Here is a 17,391-nt window from a genome sequence, read left to right as displayed (position 1 = left end):
AGTATGGTTTCAGTTATTCAGACGGCTTGAGCGGACGATCGTAGGAAGGATCCGTGCGGTCGCGCGCTCCTTCGGGATAGCCGTTCGGTGTCAGGAAGATCGTTGCGTCGGCCTCGGCGCGCCAGTCGATATACAGCTTGCGAAGAGAAATGCGCCACACGCCATCGCGCTTTTCCAGCCGGTCCATATATCGCCCGCCGCCAAGAATGACCTGGGCAGGTTCACGACGGCGCAGCACATAGAGGCAGTAGGATTCGGCATGCGCCTCATCACCGTTGATTTCGCAATTATGCGTGGTGATGTTGTGGGTGTGCGCGGCGAAACCCTTGGCATGGAAGTCGTTGGCCCACTCGGCGAACGGGATCGGATTGCCCCGGAAGTGACCGTGCTCGTCGAGCGCATCCTCATGATAGACTTCCATCATCAGATCGACATCATGACGATCGATGGCCCGCGCATATTTGTTGACGCAGTCGAGGATCGCCTGCCTGTCCAGCAAATATTGAATCTCAGGAATGTCCGAACTCATCGGCCGCATTTGCTACTCTCCTCCACAATTATTCATCAGCATTCGTTCCGGCGATCAGCCGATGCAGCAGTCTCAGGAACGTTTCGAGCTCTTCTGCCCCTCCCAGCCGGTGCATCAGATCGCGCTCGTGTTTTGCCTGGATTGAGCCAGCCTTGGCCATCAGCTTCGTGCCGGCTTCGGTCAAAAACAAAGGACGTCCGCGCCTGTCTTTTGCGGAGACACGCCGCTCGGCCAGCCCACGCTGTTCAAGCCCGTCGACCAGCGTGACGAAATTGGTGCGCTTGATCGCGAGCATCTTCGCGGCGCGGGTCTGGTTGATCCCCGGATGGGTTTCCAGGACCTTCAGCACGGCAAATTGCGGCGGCTTCAGATCCAGTTTGTCGAACAGCCTGATCAGTTCGTTGAAAGTTTTCAGCTGCGCGCGGCGAAGCTGAAAACCGACGATACGGTCGAGCGGGTTAACCTCGCCCGCCGCCTTCCTCGACTTCTCGGCCGAAGGAGGGCGTTCATCCGAAGTCGTCATCGGGCACCTCCAATCATCGGATGAACATCAGGCTGAGCTGGGGCACCATGATGGTGATCAACAGCACCATCAACATCAGCGCCACAAAAGGGAGGACAGCGCGGCTGACCGTCAGGAAAGTCTGACGGAACACGCTCGTCGCCACGATGACGCTGAGTGCGACGGGCGGCATCACATAACCGATCTGGAGATTGACAATCACCATGATCGCGAAATGGACCGGGTCGTACCCGTAGGCGAGGCCCAGCGGTGCAAGCAATGGTGCGAGGATGATGATCGCGGACGATTCATCCATCAGCGCGCCTGCCACCAGCAGCATGAGGTTGACCATGATCAACATCTGCCAGTCAGCGGTGAAGGTTTCCTGCGTCCAGGCAACCAATGCCTGAGGAACGCCCTCATATTGGAGGATGACGTTGAGGCTGCCCGCAAACGCAACGAGCGGCATCAGGGTGCCAAGCAGCTTCACAGTATCGAGGCCCAGCCGGAACACATCCTTCGCGCCGAGATTGCGAAAGAGCACCACCTCGATCAGCAGGGCATAGAGGAGCGAGACAGCGGCTGCCTCGGTAACCGTGAAAATACCGGAATAGATACCGCCCATGAGGATGACCGGCATCAAAAGCGCGGTAATTCCATGTTTGAGCGCCGCCCAAACCTCGGCAATGTCGAAGGGGCTGGTTTCGGCACTGCGGTTGCAGATCACCGAATAGACGCAGAGCACCAGCACCATCAGGAGGCCCGGCCCCCAGCCCGCCATGAACATGTTGGTGACCGAAACATCAGTCGACAGTCCATAGAGGATCATCAGGATGCTGGGCGGAATGATAACCCCGAGCGTTCCCCCAGTGCAGAGCAGGCCAAGTGTGAACCGCACGCTGTATCCACTCTGGATGAGGGCAGGATACATCAGCGTGCCCACGGCCATCATCGTCACGATCGCCGAGCCGGAGATTGAAGAGAACACCGCCATGGCGAGGATGGTCGCGATCGCCAGACCACCACGAAATGGAGAGGTGAGCGCTTTCATCAGCCGGACCAGCCGCGCGGAAATCGAACCGCTCGACATGATCACCCCGGCGAAGATGAACATCGGGATCGAGAGCAGAAGTTCGCGATCGAGCGTGAACCACAGGTCCTGGACCAGATATTCGACCGAACTGTTGCGGGCGATATAGCTGTGAACGAGACCGATGATGACCGCCAGGGTCAGGATCACGTTCTGGCGGAAGAAGGTCAGGAGAAGAAAAATCGGGATCAGCAGCATGCCGCTCATTGGACGATCTCCTCGTCTTGAGCCGCAATCATCGGAAACATGAAATAGGCAAAGTAGCGGACGGCACCGGAGATAAACATCCAGGGCATGAACAGCTGCATCGGCCATACAACCACCTGCAGCGACGGATCGGTTTCGCCAAGTTCTGCGGTCTGGCGGACGTAGAAGATCGCCCAATATGCGAAAAACACGCAGATCGAGAACGAGATCAGGTGCCCGATCCGCTGGACGAGAGGGCGGAACGCTGCGGGTGCTGCGTTGTCGAGGAAGCTGATCCGCAGATGCGACCCGTGCGAAATGCACACGCAAAAACCGACCAGAGCGCTGGCAGCTGTTGCGTAGACCGCAACGCGGAAAGATCCGAACAATCCGACCTTGAAGAACTCGCGGGCGAAAATGTCCGCCAGAAGGGCGGCGGCGGAGATGAAAAGTGCCGTGACCGCGACGATGCTCTCAAATTTCGTCAAGCCACGCAAAAATGCGGCGGTGGCGTTCATGCTCAGTGACCTTCTGCAGGCAGCAAAGCGCGGATATTCTTCAGGCGACCGACGGCGCGCCGATATGGCAACGGCCAGCTGTTCTGGGTGGACAGGGTGTCTGCTGCGTGATGCGCCCAGTTGGGATCATCAAGAAGCGCGCGACCCAGAAAAACGAGAGCCGCGTCGCCGGAGCTGATAATGTTCTCGGCTTGGGCAGGATCGACGATCATCCCCACGGCGCCGGTCGGCAAACCGGTTTCAGCGCCGATCCGGCGGGCAAATTCAACCTGATAATTCAGGCCCGTTGTCACCTTTTCCCAATCGACGAGACCGCTGCTCGAGCAATCGATCAGATCTGCACCGTCTTCAGCAAACCACCGCGCGACGGTGATCGCCTCGTCGATCTCGAAGCCGCCATCGGCCCAATCGCTGCAGCTCAGGCGAACAATGATCGGAAGATGATCCGGCCACGCAGATCGGACGGCGCGCACGATCCGGCGCGGAAAGCGGGCTCGGTTTTCGAGGGACCCGCCATATTCATCCCCGCGCTGGTTCGTCAGCGGAGACAAAAATGAATGGAGAAGGTACCCGTGGGCGAAATGCAGGTTGATCGCGTCGAACCCGGCGCGCAGCGCAAGGCGAGCCGCATTGGCAAACGCTGCCTCAACCGCCTCAAGGTCTTCCGCGTTCATCTCCCTCGGCATGGCGTAATCGCCGAAGGGAATTGCACTTGGCGCCAGTAGCTCCCATCCGCCTTCGTCGGAGCGCAATGCACGACCTCCCTCTTCCCAAGGGCGCGTGCGGGCTCCCTTTCGACCGGAGTGTGCAAGCTGGACGGCAGAGACTGAGCCCTGACTGCGGATGAAATCGGTTACCGGGCGCAAGGCATCCGCCTGCGCATCATTCCATAGACCGACGCAGCCGAGGGTCAGGCGCCCAGCCGGCTCGACCGCCGTTGCCTCTACAGTAATGAGCCCGGTGCCCCCGATTGCCCGCGCGCCGAGATGCGCCATGTGCCACGCGCTCGCGACACCATCAAGCGCCATGTACTGGCACATCGGCGACATGGCGATGCGGTTCGGCAAGACAACCGACCGCAGGGTGAGCGGCGAGAAAAGGGAATTGGCCACCCAGATGCTCCTGGTTTGATGTATCTTAAGAGAAGGCGGAGGCGCAGAGGCCTCCGCAGGAACAGCTGCGTCAGCGCGCAGCGTATTCCTTCTTTCCGGCTTCGATAGCTTCGTAGAGCTTACGCGCGCCGGGCGACATTTCTTCTACGAGCTTGCCGATATTCGGGACCACAAGATCAGCCCAGGCCTTACGCTGTGCATCATCCAGCTTGTAGAGAGTACCGCCATTGTCGGTGAAGCTGGTTGCACGGGCGTCATTGTCCGCAAAGAAGCGTTCCGAGGTCGAGAATGCTCCCGGCATTGCCTCGAGAACCGCCTTCTGATCCTCTTCGCTCAGCTTGCTCCAGCTACGCTTGTTGACGAAGTAGATCCACGGGCTGTGGGTGTGGTCGGTGTAAACGAAATGCTTTGCGGTTGCTGCAGCCGGTGTGGTCGCAAAATAGGCGATCGGCAATTCGCCCGCGACAACGAGGCCCTGCTCCAACGCCGACCAGGTGTCCGGAAGCGGAAGCTGGATTGCCATTGACCCGAGCGAATCCCAAAACAGGCGACTGCTGGCGCTGGCCGAAACGCGAATGCGCTTTTCCTTCAGCGTCGCCGGATCGGAGCAGTCAAAGGTGCAGAACACGCCATTGAAGCCCGCCTCCTGAACGCTCAGCACGACCAGGCCGCTGGAAGCGAACGTCTCATTCAGCTGCGGGATGACGTGGTTCTCGTAAACGTACTGACGCTGCTCGGCGTCGTCCCACAGATAGGGAACGTTGAGAACCGAGATATCAGGGAATGCCGCCGCGAGGCCGAGCGGGGTCGATCCGCCCATGTTCAACCGGCCGCGGATGACCTGCTGGATCATCTCCTGCTCGTTGCCGATGAACTGGATCTCAACATTTTCGACGGCGTCGGTCGCGCCGAGAAGCGCCGCAACGGTCTCCTCATCAAAGGTTGCGCCGATATCGGGTGCACGCTTGGCCGATCCCATGGACCACACTTCCTGCGCAAAGGCAGGCACGGTCAAAGTTGAGGCCAGTGCGACACCAAATGCCAGCTTTTGGAGCTGCTTCAGAAAATTCATAAATCCCTCCCACGCACAATATGCGTATGGTTCATAATAATCCGGCGATGACATATTGTGTCAAGCGCGGCCGTGCGTCAGCCGAGGGCTGATACGCTGCAATTCTGCCGGGTGCACCAGACGCGAATCGATACAACCTGCTGAAACAGCACGAATTTTCGGCAGTAGCAGAAGCAGCTAGAATCAACACCAAACAGATTTTCCCCGCGTACCGCACAGCGGTACGCTCTCCATTTCCGGGTTGGTGAACATGTTTATCGATGTCAGTTAGATGCCGCGCCTTGCGCAAGTGAGAGGAGAAAACACAATGAGAATGCGGCTTACGACATTCTTTGCAGCTGCTTTGGCTACTGCCAGCAGCGTGGCTATGGTGAGCGCCCAGGAAGCGCAACGCCCCAACGTTTTGCTGATCCTGGCTGACGACCTTGGCTATTCGGATATCGGCGCTTATGGCGGCGAGATCAGCACCCCGAACATGGATGCCCTGGCCGCCGACGGCATGATGTTTACCAACTTCTACACCCAGGCTTCATGTGCACCGACGCGCGCGATGCTGATGTCGGGCCTGGACAACCATCTGGTGGGGGTAGGTCAGCAGTCCCCGATTCCGATCCACGTCGAGATGCGGCCTGGCTACGAAGCCAAGCTCAATCATCGCATCGCGACGATGCCGGAACTTCTGCAGGACGCCGGCTATCGGACCATCATGGCAGGCAAATGGCATCTGGGATCGGAGCCATCGCGCCAGCCGCACAAACGCGGCTTTGACGAATCTTTGGCAATCCTTGAAGCTGGTTCCGCGCACTTCAACCAGAAGCAGATGGGCGTCCTTCAGGGCTACGGCTTCACCTTCCTCGAGAATGGCAAGCCTGTCGAACTCCCAGAAGATTTCTATACGACCACCTATTTCACTGATTATCTGATCAACACCATCGGCGAAGGTGGTGAAGAGCCTTTCTTCGCCTATGCCGCGTATACGTCGCCACACTGGCCGGTCCAGGCACCGGACAGCTTCCTTGAAGCCCAGCGCGGCAATTATGATGCAGGCTATGACGTCATCGCCAATCAAAGGCTTGATCGCCAGCGCGAACTGGGGCTCGCCCCGCAGTCAGATGAGCCCCGGCGCTTCATGGATGGCCATCGCCCATGGGACACGCTGACGGATGAAAAAAAGGCATTCTCCGCAAGGAAGATGGAAGCCTATGCGGCGATGGTTGCCAATCTCGACCATGAGATCGGCAGGCTCATCGACCATCTGAAGTCGACCGACCAGTATGACAACACCTTCATCATGGTCCTGTCGGACAATGGCGCCGAAGGTGTTGCTCGAGGCCGCCCCGATTGGATCGCCGCTCAGAATTTCGACAACAGCCTCGAGAATGTCGGACGCAAGAACTCCTTCATCGAGATGGGACCGGAATGGGCGCAGGTCAGCTCCACTCCGTTCCGGTCGGTGAAGTACACCGCATTCGAGGGCGGCAATCACGTGCCAGCCATCGCCCATTTCCCGAAGAACATTGCGCCAGGCCGTACTGACGCCATTGCAACGGTCCGGGATCTTCTGCCGACCTTCCTGGAACTTGCCGGCACCGGACATCCTGGCATCAAGTTCAAGGAGCGGGACATTTTCCCGATCTCCGGAAGCTCGATGGTGCCGCATCTCTTCGGGGAAGATGACACCATCCATGATGATGACGCTGCATTTGGCTGGGAGCTGAACCTTTTCTCTTCGTTGCGCAAGGGCGACTGGAAGCTGGCATTTGTGCCGGCAGTCTCCGATCAGTTCCAACTCTTCGACCTCAGCAGCCCCGAGGGCGAGTGGAAGGACAGGATGGAGGAAAACCCTGACAAGGCGCGCGAGATGATGCGTCTGTGGAAGGCATTCGTTAAGAGCAACAACGTCGAAGTCGACGACCAGCTGCGACCTGCCTCGGCAAGACGATAGGAGAAACGGGGCGGGCTTTTGCTCGCCCCCTAATTCATCATGCTCATAAGACCACAACCCTTCACTGATCGACGCCAAGAATATTTGGACCAATCCGCGCCGATTGGAGAGGCCCTCGCCGGGATGGTCTGGATCCCCGGCGGCGAGTTCAATATGGGGTGTGAACACTTTTATCCCGAAGAAAAGCCGGTCCGCACCGCGTCGGTCAAAGGCTTCTGGATGGACGAGACGCCGGTAACAAACCGGCAATTTGCCCAGTTCGTCAAGGAAACCGGCTATGTCACGGCAGCCGAGGCTGCTGAAGTACCCACCACGGCTGTGTTTCGGAAGCTGCGCGGCGAAGTCTCGCTCGATGATCCCCGCGCATGGTGGAGCCTCGAAAAAGCCAGCTGGCGTCATCCTCGCGGGATCAAAAGCGACATTACTCGCCTGGCGCTGCATCCGGTCGTGCAAATCACCTATGAAGATGCACTTGCATTCTGTGCATGGTCGAACACGCAGCTGCCAACCGAAGAAGAGTGGGAGTTTGCCGCTCGCGGCGGCCTTGATGGTGCGATCTTTGCATGGGGGAACCGCGAACGCGATGCAAAGAACCGTCCGCTGGCAAACACATGGCAAGGACACTTCCCGACGCTCAATAGCCGGGAAGACGGGTATGAATACACATCGCCCGTCAAAGCATTCCCCGCCAACGGCTACGGACTTTTCGACATTGTTGGCAATGTGTGGGAGCTGACCTCAACCATTGAGGGTGGCGCTGGTTGCTGCGGTCTTTCCAACTCAACCGAAACGAAGGTGGTGCTCAAGGGCGGATCTCATCTCTGCGCCCCCAATTATTGCTTTCGCTATCGCCCGGCAGCGCGCTCGTCCCAGACCATTGATTTTGCCACATCGCATATCGGATTTCGGCGGATATTCCGGCCAAAATGATGGCCTAGACGTCGTCGGCAATTCGCTGTCCCAACCGGGACGCGGCATCTTGCAGGGTCGAGAGCCATTTTTCTGCAAAGTCGGGGATTGCAGCAAACCGCGTATCCCAGACCACGTTGAGGCAGGCCGCAATGCCGGCCGACGTAAGGACGGGTACGGCCATCGCCATATTCGAGTTACCGGGCCGGGTAATCGCGCTGTGGTAACCACGAATCCTGGTCGCGTGGCCCTCGGCGCGGACGGTCTCGACGAGTTCCCGGCAATAGTCCTCATTATGCGCGGGCCTGTCATATCCCGATGCCGAGCGACGCAACCGCTCGATCATCTGCGCACGCTCCTCATCGGAACAGAGCCCGAGCCAGCATCGCCCGACCGCCGATGCGAGCACCGGCACTCTATGTCCGACAGAGACGACTTCGAAATTCAGATTATCCCGCGTGGTCTCGATCAGTTCCATCATGCCGCGGTCATAGACGAAAACATCGATTGGCCAGCCGATCAGCTTCGTCAGAGCAGGCAGCAATTCGAGAGCGCGATCCGCAAGCAGCATCTTGCGCTGAGCGGCCGCATTACGCCCGGCGCGCCAGCACAACCACCAGGTCCCATCGCCGCGCCGCCGGATGAACCCATGTTCGGCCAGCGTGTTTAGAATGCGCACCAGGCTCGATTTTGAAAAGCCCGTCGCTCGATGAAGATTTGCGAGACTAACTCCACCGCCCTTTTCCAGTAGTGACAGTACTTCGAGCCCCCGTCCAAGACTCGAAATCGTTTCTGACGCTTTCTGAGGCTGCAATTTGAGACTCTTCCTGCCGCGGGAATCCTATAGCGGGCCCATAGCTGGGCACATCGACCCTTCCCTTAAGGCATGCCATGTCAGTGAGCAAATTCTGACGGTTAGCGGCTGAGCAATGAGATGATGACCCGGTACGGAAGAAAAGCCCCGCCTCTGTTTGCGACAGACCTTACGTCACATCGAGCGGTTCAACAGTCTTTAGGAATGATACGACCACTGAAGGTACGTCAGCGGAATCCAGGCGGTAAATTCCGCAGTTCCGGATCAGGGCGCGCTTGTCGGTATCCCTTCCCCGGTAGCGCCACATGGTGCGGGTCGCATAAGGGCGGTTATCGCAGCGCCATGACAGTCCCATGGTGAGCCCACGCAGATATTCGCGTTGGTGCACTTCAAACGGCAACAGTACCGTCTGGCCGAATGTAGGCATCTGACCGCTCGTCAACTCCGTTATGAAGATGCGCTGACGCTGGATCCCCGCCAGCCCCACATATCGCGAACGCTGGCGAACACCGCTCTCGCCATCAATTATGCGCTCTCGCGAGGTGGCGATGACCTGATCGCCTTGCACCCGCAGATGCGCACATGAGCATACCACCCATCCCGGCCACGAAAGGGACATGTGCCAGGTCTGGTAAAAGCCCAGATACGGCGTGAGAGCATGCAGATCGCCCGGAAACGCGCCCTCAAGCGGTGTGCTGACGATCCGCGACTGTTTTCTTCCCTCCAGCTTGCGCCGGAACACTGTTGCCGGAAGATCGAAGTCCGCAGGTGCCAGGTCGAAACCGTTGGCTATCCTCAACCGGTTGTTTGCCGAGGGCTGCGTCTCGCCATTGATGTAGCGATTGAACTGCTGCCGGTTAATGCCGATCTCGCGGCAAAGCTGGGATATTGATCGGCGCGTGGCGCAGGCGAGCTTCAGATTTTCCTGGAAACTGGATCTGTCGTGTTTCATCCGCCATAGCGTAAAGATGCTTAAATTCGCGTCAAGAAGCGAAATTGCGCCAATATCGGATAAGGTCCTTACTACCTCGCAAAACAATCCGAGGAGGCAAATCCGATGAGCAGATTTTCTGATCCATTTTCCGTAACCAGGCGTGGCTTCCTGTATGGCAGCGCCCTAGTTGGAGCAACGGCTGCGACTGGCCTCCTCAGCGCATCACCAGCACGCGCGCAGACACCGGTGCATGGTGGAACATTGCGAATGGGACTTGCGGGCGGCGCTTCGGCGGACACGCTGGACCCGGCGCTCGCCTCGGCCAGCGTCATGTTCACGATTTGCCATTGCTGGGGCGATACGCTTGTCGAATCCGATCCCGAAACGGGCGAACCACTGCCATCCCTTGCGGAATCGTGGACACCTTCGGCGGACGCGACCGAATGGACTTTCAAGATTCGCCAGGACGTCAGTTTCCATAATGGCAAGCCGATGACGATCGCCGACGTGGTCGCCACTTTGCGCCGCCATGCCGACGAAGGCTCTCAGTCGGGTGCTCTCGGGCTCTTTTCGGGTGTCTCCGCGATTGAAGATCGAGGCGGCGACCTTGTGATTACGCTGAAGGAGGCCAATGCCGACCTTCCGCTGGTCCTCACCGACTACCACCTCCAGATCCAGCCCGATGGCGGCACCGGCGACCCCAATGCCGCGATTGGCACTGGCCCCTACAAGCTGGTGGCGTTCGAGCCAGGCATTCGCGCGGCATTTGAACGGAATGCGGATGACTGGCGCGACGACCGTGGTTTCGTCGACAGCGTCGAGATCATCGTCATGAATGACACGACAGCGCGCATGAGTGCCCTCAGCGCGGGTCAGGTCGATTTTATCAATCTGGTGGATCCCAAGGTTGTCCCGCTTCTGTCGCGCGGCAATGTCGAGATCCTGCAAACTTCGGGCAAGGGCTTCTACTCCTTCCTGATGCACTGCGACACGGCGCCATTCGACAACAACGACCTGCGTATGGCCCTGAAATACGCGATCGATCGCGAGGCCATCCTCACACAGGTGCTCGGCGGTTTCGGCACCATCGGCAACGACTATCCGGTCAACGCCAACTACGCACTTGCTCCCACCGAGATCGAGCAGCGCGTCTTTGATCCGGACAAGGCTGCATTCCACTTCAAGAAATCGGGACATGACGGACCGATCCTCCTTCGAACGTCGGACGCAGCCTTCCCGGGCGCGGTAGATGCAGCACAATTGTTCCAGCAGAGCGCGGCCCAGGCTGGCATTCAGCTCGAGGTGCGGCGCGAGCCTGCAGATGGCTACTGGTCCGAAGTGTGGAACAAGCAGCCATTTTGCGCATCTTACTGGGGCGGACGTCCAACCCAGGATTCCCGCTATTCGACGTCCTACGTCTCCAACGCGGAATGGAACGACACGAGGTTCATGCGGCCCGATTTCGACCGGATGGCGGTCGAGGCGCGCGGAGAACTTGATGAGGAAAAGCGCCGCGCCCTTTATCGCGACATGGCGCTGATGATCCACAATGAAGGTGGGCTGATCCTGCCGGTGTTCAACGACTATGTGAACGCCGGTTCGCGCAGGCTCAAGGGCTACGTGCACGACATCGGCAACGACATCTCCAACGGACGTATCGCCAGCAGGGTGTGGCTCGAAGGCTGATCCGGTCGCCAGATACCCCCTCATTTTCAGGGCAAGGCGTTCCCCTTGCCCTGACCAATCATCAGGCTTTCGACGGATTCCATGACAAGCACAACCTTCCACGTCATCGAGAACGAATGGATCACCCTCAAGGATGGAACGCGCCTGGCCGCGCGTATCTGGATGCCGGACAATGCGCCCGCCGTTCCTGCTCCTGCCGTTCTGGAGATACTCCCCTATCGCAAGCGAAACGGAACCGCGCCGCGCGATGAATCCACCTATCCAATATTCGCGGCAGCAGGAATCGTCGGCGTGCGCGTCGATATTCGTGGCTGCGGCGAGTCGGAGGGAGTTATCGACGGGGAGTACACCCCGCGCGAGCTTTCCGACGCGGTTGAGGTCATCGAATGGATCGCCGCCCAGCCATGGTCGAATGGCAGCGTCGGCATGATGGGAATTTCCTGGGGCGGGTTCAATTCTCTGCAGGTCGCTGCACTCAAGCCTCCCGCCCTCAAGGCGGTCATTTCCATCGCCTCGACGGTCGATCGCTACAATGACGACATCCACTACAAGAATGGGGCGCATCTATCGGCGCAGTTTACCTGGGCTGCCACGATGAGCATCTACCAGACCCGTGCCCCGGACCCGGAAATTGTCGGGGACCGCTGGAAAAGCATGTGGCTGGAGCGACTGGAACAAGAGCCCTTCTTCCTCGAGGATTGGCTCAGGCACCAACGCCGCGACGAGTTTTGGCAGCACGGTTCGATCTGCGAGGATTTCGAGGGCTTTCCGATCCCTGCCCTGGTCATTGCAGGCTGGGCGGACGGCTATCGCAACACACCGCTGAAAGCGGTTGAAGGCATGCCGGGCAAGGCCAGGGCGCTGATTGGCCCCTGGATCCACAAATATCCGCATTTCGCCTATCCGAAACCTCGCGCTGATTTCCATCAGGAAGCAATTGCCTGGTGGAAGCAATGGCTGTGCGGCGAAGAAACCGGCGCAAAGGATGTGCCGGAAATGCGCGCCTTCATCCTTGATGGACCGCGTCCGTCACGCTGGCGCGAGACCGATCCGGGTTTCTGGGTAGCCAAGGAACGCTGGACATCTCCTGAAACGCAAAACCTTCGCCTCAGCGCCTCCGGCCATCTTGAGACCGCGCCCGGCCAAAAGGCGTCCGGCACCGCGATATTGCGCTCGCCACTCGACACGGGAACCGCTGCCGGAGAGTGGTTTACGCTCAAGCCTGACACGGAGATGCCGGGCGATCAGAGACTGGATGATGCCGGATCCGTGACCTTCGACAGCGAGATTTTGTCCGAAGAATGCACGTTGCTCGGCCAGCCACGGCTGAAGCTGCGCCTTTCCAGCGATGCACCGGTCGCGAACCTGATCGCGCGTCTGGTGGACGTCCATCCGGACGGCTGCGGAACCCGCGTCAGCCTCGGTGTCCTCAACCTGGCCCACAGGGCGGGAAATGCAGATCCTGTCCCCATGGAAACCGGCAAGATGACCGAGGTGGAACTCGATCTGGACGCCTGCGGCTATCGCTTCAATCCCGGTCACCGCATCCGCCTGTCTCTGTCGAACGCCTATTGGCCGACAATCGTGCCGCCGCCCGCCGACGCCACATTCGCAATCGACACGGGCTCAATCGAAATTGCGTTGCCGCTTCTTGGCGACCATCAGAAAATCGATATCCCGGAGCCAAGCAATCCAGATCCTCTGCCGCACTATGACGTGCTGGAAGAAGGAACGGCCGCGCGCAGCCTCGAGCGGGATCTTCAGAACGGCGTAACCCGCTATCGCGTCAGCGACGATACCGGCCTGAGCCGTCACCCGGAAAATGGACTGATCTCTCGCGATACGACCGAAATCGAGTGGTCCATCGACGCAGATGATCCATTGTCCGTGAAAGGGCAGATCATCTCGACATGCCTCACCGCCCGCGAAGGCTGGGAGACCCTGACGCGCAGCACGATGACGCTCTCATGCACCGCCGATGACTGGCTGATGTCCGAGCGTATAGAGGCCTTCCACGACGGAGACCCGGTGTTCGACCGCACCCGTACCGCCCAGATTGCGCGGGATCACACCTAGCAGGACGCGTCGTGCGGCCCTGCCCTGCGGGGCCGCACGACCCTTCACTTTCAAGCGTCATTTACCGCTGACGGGCAGACCTTTTTCAGGCCGCCGAATAATGTTTATCCACCGTTCCTTTTCGGACATTCTAGCACTCGTTGACGGGCCATGGGGCGGCGGATAGTTTGCCGGCGAATTTACGCCCGGCCGCCTGACATCGGCTCGAACCTTGGGAGGTAAGATTGAAGTTTCCCTTTACCCAGATTATCGCCGCATCTTTTGCAACCCTGATGGCCGCAAGTTCGGCTCACGCGCTGGTCGTCTACACCAGCGTGGACGAGGAGAACGCGACCAAGATCCTTGACGCGTTCAAGGCCGATACCGGCGTTGATGTGCAGATGGTTTTCCTGTCGTCCGGCCCGGCGCTGTCGCGCATCGAGGCAGAGGCGAACCGCCCGCAGGCCGACGTCTGGTTCGGTGCGCCGAGCGAAAACCACATCCTCGCCAAGGAACGTAACCTGACGCAGCCTTACGTTTCGGCAAGCGCGGGTGACCTCGCCGACAATATGAAGGACGCGGACGGCTATTGGCACGCCATCTACACCAACCCGCTGGCAGTCGGCGTTCGCACCGACATCCTCGAGAGCCGCGGCGCGCCGATCCCGTCTTCCTGGGAAGATCTGACCAACGAGGCCTATCGCGGCCTGATCCAGATGCCGTCGCCGCAATCGTCGGGCACCGCCTATGCCGTCATCCTGACGCTCAACGAGCTTTGGGGTGAAGACAAGGCGTACGAGTACATGAAGGCGCTCAACCCGAACGTCCAGACCTACACCCAGAGCGGCACCGCGCCGTCGGGAGCACTCGGCGTTGGCGAAACGCCGATCGCGCTGCAGTTCTCGCCGGGCTTCCTCAAGCTTGTCGATGAAGGCTTCCCTGTTCAGGTGATGTTCCCGAGCGAGGGCGTCGGCTACGAAGTTGCGGCCATGTCGATCCTGAAGGATGCGGCAAATCTCGACGACGCCAAGAAGCTGGTCGACTGGATGACTTCGGCCTCCGGCCAGGCCAAGCTTTCCGAGAACAAGACCTACTTCCTGCCGATCCGTTCGGACGTGTCGGCTGGCGAGGGCATTCCGACGCTCGCCGACATCAAGCTCGTGCCGTACGACGCCAGTTTCGCGTCGGAAAACCGTCAGCGTCTCGTCGACCGTTGGGTCGATGAAGTGCTTGGCCAGTAAACAAGGCGAGTATTGATCGTGCTGACGAACGCCAGGTCGCAGCTCCGGATTCTGGCGCGGGATCCTATTCTTCTCGCGCTGGTCGGGGTCATCTTCGCAGCAATCCTCGTGTTCGTCGTCTATCCGCTGGCGATGGTGTTCATCACCAGCTTCCAGGACCGCGGCCAGTGGACACTGGACCATTACGGATTGCTGGCGGAGCGCCGCCTTTACAAGAACGCTCTGGCCAACAGCTTGTCCGTTGGCGCGATGGTCGGATTTCTCGGCGTCGTGATCGGCTATATTGCGGCATTCGTCCTGACGCGGCTCGACGTGCCGTTCAAGAAACTGCTGCATCTAATCACGATCCTGCCGATCATCTCCCCGCCCTTTGTCTCTGCGGTGTCGATCCTTTTCCTGTTCGGCTTCAACGGGCTGATCACCAAGCAGATGCTGGGCCTGCAGGATTTCAGCATTTACGGCTTCCATGGCGTAGTGTGGTCGCAGGTCTTTACCTTCGCGCCAATCGCCTACCTTTCCCTGCGCGGTGTCCTTGCTTCAATCTCTCCGACGCTTGAGGACGCGGCGCTCAATATTGGCGCGACAAGGTGGCAGACGTTCTGGAAGGTGACCTTCCCGCTCACCCTGCCCGGCATTGCCAGCGCTTTCCTTATCGTCTTCATCGAGTCGCTCGCCGATTTCGGCAACCCGCTTGTCCTTGCAGGCGCTGCATTCCCGATGCTTGCGCCGCAGGCCTATCTGGAAATCACAGGCTCGTTCAATCTTCCGCGCGGCGCGATGCTCGCGGTCATCCTGATCATCCCCTCGATCACCGCATTTGCGATCCAACGCTACTGGCTGGCCAAGCGCCAATATGTGACCGTCACCGGCAAACCGACCGCTTCGACCTCGAAGATCGTCAGCGATCCGGTCAAATGGCTGCTCTATGCCTTTGTGCTGCTTTTCGCCCTGATCGTCGTGATGTTCTACGCTGTCATCATCGTCGGCGCATTCACCCAAGTCTGGGGCTTCGACTATACGCCGACGCTGGCGCACTTCGCCTATGTCTTCAATGTCGGCTTCAAGACGGTCATCGACACGCTGATCATCGCGATCATCACCACCCCGATCAGCGGCATTCTCGGCATGCTCATCGCGTATCTGGTGGTGCGCAAGACATTCCCGGGCAAAAGCGCGATGGAGTTCGGCTCGATCCTGTCTTACGCGGTGCCGGGTACGGTCGTCGGTATCGGCTACATTCTCGCCTTCAACGATTACCCAATCGTCCTGACGGGCACGCTGACGATCCTCGTCCTCTGCTTCGTCTTCCGCTATGTCCCGGTTGGCATCCAGTCGGGCATCGCGGTGCTGCGACAGATCGATCCCTCGATTGAGGAAGCGGCGCAAAATCTTGGTGCAAGCTCGCTGACGACGTTCCGGAAGGTGACGCTGCCGCTTATTGCACCTGCGTTCTTCTCCGGCCTCGTCTACGCGTTTGTGCGGGCAATGACCGCAATCAGCGCAGCGATCTTCCTCGTCTCGGCCAACTGGAACCTGATGACGGTGCAGATTCTGAACCAGGTCGGATCGGGACGTCTTGGTGTGGCCGCCGCATATTCGATCCTCGTGATCCTGATCGTCCTCGTGGCAATCGGCGTCATCAACGCCTTCGTCAATCGAATGACGCGACATACAAACATGGTGAGGTTCTGATGGCTGAGGCTGTCGTCATCCGGGGATTGAACAAGCAGTTCTCAAGCCCTGATTCACCGGACCGGACCGTCCATGCGGTGCGCGACGTCAATCTGACGGTGGAACCGGGTCAGCTGGTAACGCTGCTTGGGCCATCGGGCTGCGGCAAGACCACGTTGCTGCGCATGATCGCAGGCTTTGAAGAACCGACCTCGGGCGACATCATGTTCGGCGATCGCCGGATGAACGATGTAGCGCCGAACCGGCGTGATGCTGCGATGGTGTTCCAGTCCTACGCCATTTTCCCGCACCTTTCCGTCTACGAAAACGTCGTCTTCGGGCTGCGCTTGAAGTCGCTGCCGGCAGCCGACCTTAAGGCGAAGGCGGATCGCATTCTGGAAATCACCGGGCTGACCGCGATGCAGAACCGCTCGCCGAACCAGCTTTCGGGCGGCCAGCAGCAGCGCGTCGCGCTTGCCCGCGCAATCGTCATGGAGCCGAAGGTGCTTCTGTTCGACGAGCCGCTTTCGAACCTCGACGCCAAGCTGCGCGAGACAATGCGCGTCGAGATCCGCGAATTGCAGCAGCGTCTCGGCATCACTGCGCTTTACGTGACCCACGATCAGATCGAGGCCATGAGCATCTCCGACCGCATCGTCGTGATGAACGGTGGCGTCGTTGAGCAGGTCGGCGCGCCGTGGGAAGTCTATGCTCGGCCCGCAACCCGGTTCGTTGCAGATTTCATCGGCAAGGCAAATTTCGTTCCCGGCAAGGTGGTCGATGGCGGCGTCGAGATTGCGGGGCAGAAATTCTCGCTCGCCCACCCGACCGATCAGCCGAACGGCTCTGATGTCGAACTCGTATTGCGCCCTGAGGCCGTAGCCTTGTCTGCGGATAGCGGTGTGTTCGCCGCGACCGTCAAGCGAGCGATGTTCCTCGGCAATGTGGCGGAATATCTGCTTGAGGTGGATGGCATTGGCGAATGGCTCGTCGATGTCTCCAACCCCGGCGAGGTCGGCCTGCACGAGCGCGGCTCGCGCATATTCGTTTCGCCCTCACAAGCCTCGCTTCACGTCCTTCCGTAAAGCGGCAGTCCGAACATTTCTCCTCTTTCCGCGTTCGGTGGT

At 59.3% G+C, this 17,391-nt stretch carries 15 protein-coding genes; 7 read left to right on the top strand and 8 right to left on the bottom strand.

Annotated elements, in window-relative coordinates; genetic code table 11:
- Positions 1–13: 13 nt before the first annotated feature.
- From IOD40_RS11190 to IOD40_RS11165, 6 genes are all read right to left on the bottom strand, one after another.
- Positions 14–538: a nuclear transport factor 2 family protein gene (locus tag IOD40_RS11190; protein WP_198476625.1), complete on the bottom strand. Its 525-nt coding sequence runs from the start codon at positions 536–538 to the stop codon at positions 14–16.
- Positions 539–557: 19 nt separating this feature from the next.
- A complete protein-coding gene (locus IOD40_RS11185; protein WP_198476624.1) occupies positions 558–1,052 on the bottom strand; it encodes a MarR family winged helix-turn-helix transcriptional regulator in 495 nt (164 codons plus the stop codon).
- Positions 1,053–1,065: 13 nt separating this feature from the next.
- A complete protein-coding gene (locus tag IOD40_RS11180) occupies positions 1,066–2,328 on the bottom strand; it encodes a TRAP transporter large permease (protein ID WP_198476623.1) in 1,263 nt (420 codons plus the stop codon).
- On the bottom strand, positions 2,325–2,825 hold the full coding sequence (locus IOD40_RS11175) for a TRAP transporter small permease (protein WP_198476622.1): 501 nt from the start codon (positions 2,823–2,825) through the stop codon (positions 2,325–2,327). Before IOD40_RS11175 ends, IOD40_RS11180 begins: the two co-directional genes overlap by 4 nt.
- Before the next feature lie 2 nt (positions 2,826–2,827).
- Positions 2,828–3,937, bottom strand: coding sequence for an NADH:flavin oxidoreductase/NADH oxidase (locus IOD40_RS11170; RefSeq protein ID WP_198476621.1), 1,110 nt, complete (start codon positions 3,935–3,937; stop codon positions 2,828–2,830).
- Positions 3,938–4,007: 70 nt separating this feature from the next.
- Positions 4,008–5,009 carry a TRAP transporter substrate-binding protein gene (locus IOD40_RS11165; protein WP_198476620.1) on the bottom strand — a complete coding sequence of 334 codons (1,002 nt, stop codon included), beginning with the start codon at positions 5,007–5,009 and terminating at the stop codon, positions 4,008–4,010.
- 307 nt (positions 5,010–5,316) lie between these two features.
- On the opposite strand from IOD40_RS11165, the gene IOD40_RS11160 reads away from it, so the two are divergent.
- Both IOD40_RS11160 and IOD40_RS11155 read left to right on the top strand, forming a co-directional pair.
- Positions 5,317–6,954, top strand: coding sequence for an arylsulfatase (locus IOD40_RS11160; RefSeq protein ID WP_198476619.1), 1,638 nt, complete (start codon positions 5,317–5,319; stop codon positions 6,952–6,954).
- Between the two features lie 84 nt (positions 6,955–7,038).
- Positions 7,039–7,884: a formylglycine-generating enzyme family protein gene (locus IOD40_RS11155; RefSeq protein ID WP_233713947.1), complete on the top strand. Its 846-nt coding sequence runs from the start codon at positions 7,039–7,041 to the stop codon at positions 7,882–7,884.
- 4 nt (positions 7,885–7,888) lie between these two features.
- On the opposite strand, the gene IOD40_RS11150 is transcribed toward IOD40_RS11155, so the two are convergent.
- On the bottom strand, positions 7,889–8,677 hold the full coding sequence (locus IOD40_RS11150) for a helix-turn-helix domain-containing protein (protein ID WP_198476617.1): 789 nt from the start codon (positions 8,675–8,677) through the stop codon (positions 7,889–7,891).
- A 169-nt stretch (positions 8,678–8,846) separates the two neighbouring features.
- Positions 8,847–9,629: a helix-turn-helix domain-containing protein gene (locus IOD40_RS11145; protein ID WP_198476616.1), complete on the bottom strand. Its 783-nt coding sequence runs from the start codon at positions 9,627–9,629 to the stop codon at positions 8,847–8,849.
- Between the two features lie 105 nt (positions 9,630–9,734).
- Here IOD40_RS11145 and IOD40_RS11140 point away from each other — a divergent pair, with 105 nt between their 5' ends.
- From IOD40_RS11140 to IOD40_RS11120, 5 genes are all read left to right on the top strand, one after another.
- Entirely contained in the window at positions 9,735–11,297 is a 1,563-nt protein-coding gene (locus IOD40_RS11140; RefSeq protein WP_198476615.1) for an ABC transporter substrate-binding protein, read from the top strand.
- Between the two features lie 81 nt (positions 11,298–11,378).
- Positions 11,379–13,373: a CocE/NonD family hydrolase gene (locus IOD40_RS11135; protein WP_198476614.1), complete on the top strand. Its 1,995-nt coding sequence runs from the start codon at positions 11,379–11,381 to the stop codon at positions 13,371–13,373.
- Between the two features lie 224 nt (positions 13,374–13,597).
- The gene (locus IOD40_RS11130) at positions 13,598–14,593 is read left to right on the top strand and encodes an ABC transporter substrate-binding protein (protein WP_233713945.1); all 996 of its coding nucleotides are present in this window, start codon (positions 13,598–13,600) and stop codon (positions 14,591–14,593) included.
- Between the two features lie 18 nt (positions 14,594–14,611).
- Positions 14,612–16,285 (top strand): ABC transporter permease, encoded by a 1,674-nt coding sequence (locus IOD40_RS11125; RefSeq protein ID WP_198476613.1) that lies wholly within the window; start codon positions 14,612–14,614, stop codon positions 16,283–16,285.
- Positions 16,285–17,349: an ABC transporter ATP-binding protein gene (locus IOD40_RS11120; protein WP_198476612.1), complete on the top strand. Its 1,065-nt coding sequence runs from the start codon at positions 16,285–16,287 to the stop codon at positions 17,347–17,349. Before IOD40_RS11125 ends, IOD40_RS11120 begins: the two co-directional genes overlap by 1 nt.
- The last annotated feature ends 42 nt before the right edge of the window (positions 17,350–17,391 follow it).

Source organism: Aquamicrobium zhengzhouense, from assembly GCF_016124105.1.
GTDB lineage: Bacteria > Pseudomonadota > Alphaproteobacteria > Rhizobiales > Rhizobiaceae > Aerobium > Aerobium zhengzhouense.
The sequence above is the reverse complement of the archived record's forward strand: the minus strand, read 5'-3'. Positions and strand labels throughout refer to the sequence as shown.

What these genes read in the sequence shown, in the direction of transcription:
- IOD40_RS11180 (WP_198476623.1), bottom strand. Translation starts at nt 2,328, where the DNA reads ATGAGCGGCATGCTGCTGATCCCGATTTTTCTTCTCCTGACCTTCTTC.
- IOD40_RS11165 (WP_198476620.1), bottom strand. Translation starts at nt 5,009, where the DNA reads ATGAATTTTCTGAAGCAGCTCCAAAAGCTGGCATTTGGTGTCGCACTG.
- IOD40_RS11145 (WP_198476616.1), bottom strand. Translation starts at nt 9,629, where the DNA reads ATGAAACACGACAGATCCAGTTTCCAGGAAAATCTGAAGCTCGCCTGC.
- IOD40_RS11140 (WP_198476615.1), top strand. Translation starts at nt 9,735, where the DNA reads ATGAGCAGATTTTCTGATCCATTTTCCGTAACCAGGCGTGGCTTCCTG.
- IOD40_RS11160 (WP_198476619.1), top strand. Translation starts at nt 5,317, where the DNA reads ATGAGAATGCGGCTTACGACATTCTTTGCAGCTGCTTTGGCTACTGCC.
- IOD40_RS11185 (WP_198476624.1), bottom strand. Translation starts at nt 1,052, where the DNA reads ATGACGACTTCGGATGAACGCCCTCCTTCGGCCGAGAAGTCGAGGAAG.
- IOD40_RS11190 (WP_198476625.1), bottom strand. Translation starts at nt 538, where the DNA reads ATGCGGCCGATGAGTTCGGACATTCCTGAGATTCAATATTTGCTGGAC.
- IOD40_RS11175 (WP_198476622.1), bottom strand. Translation starts at nt 2,825, where the DNA reads ATGAACGCCACCGCCGCATTTTTGCGTGGCTTGACGAAATTTGAGAGC.
- IOD40_RS11120 (WP_198476612.1), top strand. Translation starts at nt 16,285, where the DNA reads ATGGCTGAGGCTGTCGTCATCCGGGGATTGAACAAGCAGTTCTCAAGC.
- IOD40_RS11135 (WP_198476614.1), top strand. Translation starts at nt 11,379, where the DNA reads ATGACAAGCACAACCTTCCACGTCATCGAGAACGAATGGATCACCCTC.